The organism is Salinispora goodfellowii (assembly GCF_059570675.1).
In genome coordinates this window covers 1-4,054 of the sequence record NZ_JCANTD010000076.1, presented here as the reverse complement: position 1 = coordinate 4,054, position 4,054 = coordinate 1, and the positions used below count along the sequence as shown (strand labels likewise).

Annotated in this window: 3 protein-coding genes and 1 pseudogene; 2 read left to right on the top strand and 2 right to left on the bottom strand. The window is 61.5% G+C overall.

Annotation, left to right across the window (positions count from 1 at the left end; genetic code table 11):
• Together T398_RS26610 and T398_RS26605 are read right to left on the bottom strand one after the other, a co-directional pair.
• A pseudogene (locus T398_RS26610) lies at positions 1-236 on the bottom strand (IS5/IS1182 family transposase); the annotation flags it as partial.
• 183 nt (positions 237-419) lie between these two features.
• Positions 420-800 carry a hypothetical protein gene (locus T398_RS26605; protein ID WP_011905827.1) on the bottom strand — a complete coding sequence of 127 codons (381 nt, stop codon included), beginning with the start codon at positions 798-800 and terminating at the stop codon, positions 420-422.
• Positions 801-1,080: 280 nt separating this feature from the next.
• Here T398_RS26605 and T398_RS26600 point away from each other — a divergent pair, with 280 nt between their 5' ends.
• Both T398_RS26600 and T398_RS26595 read left to right on the top strand, forming a co-directional pair.
• Entirely contained in the window at positions 1,081-1,974 is an 894-nt protein-coding gene (locus tag T398_RS26600) for an IS982 family transposase (protein WP_496450552.1), read from the top strand.
• Positions 1,975-2,558: 584 nt separating this feature from the next.
• Entirely contained in the window at positions 2,559-3,764 is a 1,206-nt protein-coding gene (locus tag T398_RS26595) for a hypothetical protein (protein WP_496450551.1), read from the top strand.
• Positions 3,765-4,054 lie beyond the last annotated feature (290 nt).

The window sequence follows — 4,054 nt, the reverse complement described above, 5'->3', positions numbered from 1 at the left end:
CCCTCGTGCAGGTAGGCGTAGCCGGTCGACAGGCTGACCTTGTTGTCAGCGGCCAACTGCTTGACCCGGGCACCGTCGAGGAACCAGCGGATCACGAGGATCGCCTGCTCGAAGCAGCCCAGCACCCGAGTGTCGGCGCGGGTTCCCCGGCGCCTACGTTCGGTGTCCAGCAGCCCGGACAGGAACAACACGGTCTCCTCGCGCACGGACAGCGCGGCGGTGTATGTGACACTCATAGCGACGCAGGACCCCTACTGAAGTTGATCTGTGAGAAGACCACTTCATACCGGGGTTCTGCGTCTTTTCGTTGCACCACAACGGGTTTGGGCGTGTACGCACCGCTCGCCAAGACGACTACCTAGAGCACTTACACCGTTACTCGGAAAGGCTCACTGGAGTCCGCACCGGTCGTCACTCGATTAGTCACCCAGCCGACGATCGGACGAAATCGTGGTCAGCTCAGCAAGCAACTCCGGCGAGGGCCGCAACGGCGCGAGGATGTCTCGCACGTAGGCCGCGCGCTGCTCCCCGTTGGCGTCATGCCACCACCTTCCCGCTCCGGTCAGGTGGGCACGAACGGCCTGGACCCGGTGAGGATGACCGTCGGCGTTCCGCCAGTCATGCCACCCCTGGCCCGGGTTGGCGGCTTCAAGAGCATCGGCCAAACGGTGTTGGATGGCGGCGATGAACGGGCTGCCAGCGTAGACACTTCCGAGGTCGTCGGACTTGCACTCCATGAGCATCCGATGAAGCGCCAGAACCTCGTGGTAGCCCTCGACACGTACCGTCTCCACATCCACCACTCAAGCTTGCCCGATGGCCTGCACCGTCAGCTTGGAAGGTGCCTGGCCTCGCTCAGATGGACGGATTGGTCGACGTGCTGACCAGCCATTGCGCGGTCGGGGAGCGCCTAGCGGTCCATGTGGCTGCCGTCCATTGTCTCGCTGCTGGCCGGTGTTGACCGCCGGTTCGGGCACGGTTCGGGCACGTACCCCGTCTGCCTGCTTTCAATCTAGACGAGTAGTTCCGATGTCAGGGGTCGATGTCTGGGCATGAAGAGAGGGCGTCCATGATCGTGTTGTGACGCAGGACCTGGACACCCTCTTGACCGCACTGTACGTGAAGATCGACGACACCATCCGCATGCCCCGGTGGCGGGGCCGGCCACCACTATTGACCGACTCCGAACTGGTCTGCCTGGCCGTGGCACAGGTCCTGCTCGGCGCCCGGTCAGAGGCGCACTGGATCCGCTACGCCCGTATCCACCTGGCCGGTATGTTCCCGTACCTGCCGCAGCGACCCGGCTACAACAAGCGGCTACGCGCCGCACTGCCGTTGATCAAGAAGACCATCCGGGAGTTGGCCCGCGACAGTGACTTCTGGTTCGACAACCACTGGATCGTCGACTCCACCCCCATCCCGTGCGGCATGTCCCGCCCCACGGTCCAACGCTCGGACCTGGCCGGCTGGGCCAGCTACGGCTACTGCGCCTCCCACTCCCGGTTCTTCTGGGGACTACGGCTGTACCTGGTGTGCACCCCGACCGGAATGCCGATCCTGTGGGCCCTGGCCAACCCGAAGATCGGCGAACGGGAAGTCCTCACCTCGATGCTGCGGGTCGAGGCAAGCGTGGTTGCCGAGCATGACGGGATCCTGCTGATCTCGGACAAGGGCTTCGCCTCCCAGCCGTTCGAGAAGCAACTGGCCGAACAAGGCATCGAGCTGCTACGCCCGTCACGCAAACGGGAGAAGGCCCGCCACGGCGAGGCGATACTCAAGAAGGTCCGCCAGCTCATCGAGTCGGTCAACGACACCCTCAAAGGTCAGCTTGACCTCGAGCAACACGGCGGACGGACCTCCGCCGGCGTGGCCGTCCGAGTCGGCCAACGCCTCCTCGCGATGGCCGCCGCGATCTGGCATAACAACAAGACCGGTGCCCCTGTCACCCGGTCACTGATCGCCTACGACCACTGAAGGACTTCGGAACTACTCGTCTAGGGTCAGCCCGTGGATTACGGAGCCTTCAGTGGCCTCGGCCTACTCGCCTGCTCAGGATGTAGTTGCCTATTCCTGCTCGCTGTCGTGGGGCTCCTCGCTGCTTGGTGGAAGCCGAAGAGTTGAAGCGGAACTTAGACCGTCTCGCCCGCGACCTGGGACGGCCCGGTCGACGTGCTGCTTACGCTCGCTCCTGGACTCACGTCGTTGACGGCTGGTTGCCGACGTTTGACGCTGTCTTGTGCCCCATGTGTGCCCCGGCGACTCCTTGACCCCCAGGCAACCAACACGGGGCGTCGACCTGCCGCTCCATCGGTGTTGACCTGCTGAGACCGTCCATCAATGTCCCTGCTCGTCCGCTGGCGTCTACCCGATCGTCACCCGGCTAGTCACCCAGCGCTGGGGCTAAGCAAGCCAGGCGGCGTAAAGATTCCCTACTTCCATCTGTTGGCCGGCTTGCTGGGCAGCGGTCACGATGAGGGGTCGCCGCACTCGGCCAGCACCCCTTGCCGGCGGCCCATACTCTGACTCTGACCGTCCGGATGAACGCTAGGAGAGTCGGCTTGCCAACCTTCGAGATCGAGGTTATCTCTGATCCTATCAAGCTAGTGTCCAACGACGGCTTCGACTTCAGATCTCCCTGGCTAAGGAAGTCACCGGACTATGACACCCGGCTGGTAAAGCCGGCGGTACTGTTCGCTGACCATGTAAATTTAGTTAGCTCTAGATCCACGGTACATCAATTCATCGGCATGGAGAGTTGGCCTATTCTCAATATGCCAATGCGCCAGATCTACGCGTTCCTAAGGCTGTCAATAGAACGCGATCCGGTAACCCTAGAGACTCTTGACCTAACCGCAGATGATCTAGCAAAATCGGAGGAAGCAAGTACCATCAGAGAGGCCATGAGGCAACGGGATAACAATGAAGAATTCAGTCACACATTCTCGACTATCGTCATCCCTTTCCTCGAACGACATCGCAATCAAACCTCCGCGATGATCGAAGCGTTCCAGCGACTGTGGGTCAATAGACACAATATGTTGATTGCTCCCGATTTACTCCCTGCCATCGACCGACAGATACTGACAGTGCAAGCGTGGGCCGAAGACTTCCCCCCACACAATCACATCTTCACAGAAAGAGGGAAGCTCCTGGAAAAAAGCTTTGCGGGGATGCTGGAAAGGCTGGAAGACCCGCAAAGGCTTGCGCTCATAGACCCGAGCATTGCGACACCACCGCTGAACGTGAGCTGCGAGAATGCCCCAACGCCTGCATTTCTAGGAAATGCAGTTGTGTCTCGAATTCCAGGCCTTGATGACCTCCAAATGATCGAGATCTTGGACCTACGTGAAGACTTAAAGGAATATCTGCCGCACTTCCGCAGCGAAATCGTCACTTTGTCGCAGGAAATTGCACAGATGACATCGAGCCACGAGGTAGCGGCTGAAGTTGACCTTCGGTGGCATCGGGATATCGCGCCTGCAATGGAAGAAATCAGAAGGGAAGTAGCGGCGGCAAGGTACCCGAGGAAACTAGTCGATGCCCTGACATCGGATCCGGCGACCATTGCTTCCGGAGCAGGAGCATTGACGTTAGCTACTGGCGGGATAGCGATTGGCTTAAGTACACTGCTGCCAGCAGCTGCCGCAGCGGCTTTCCCGTTCCTAAAGGCGAAATCCCTGCGAGATCAAGGGTTAGAGAAAGCGCAAACGAACAAGCTGTTCTTCTTGTATGCCTTACAGAACCGCTTATCAGCGGGGAGCTGAAGCCGGCGATGCCACCGCATCGGCGTTCCATCCCGTCTGCCGTCGACCCGCCCTCCTGGGGAGCGGGCCTCCGCCCGGCCCGCCACGTCAAGACGGCCTTGACGCACGGTCGGACGCTGGCGGGTCGGGTGGTGGTCTGCTCGGCTCGCCCGGGTCGTCGGCTGGCGGGATGGCCCTGCGCAACCACCCACGAGCCCGCAACCCGCCCACGAAGCCCCGGCCATCTCGGAGCCGGAGCGCCCCCGCCGGAGGCGCGGTAGCCGCCACCAGGCCGCCACCGTGACCCGCCG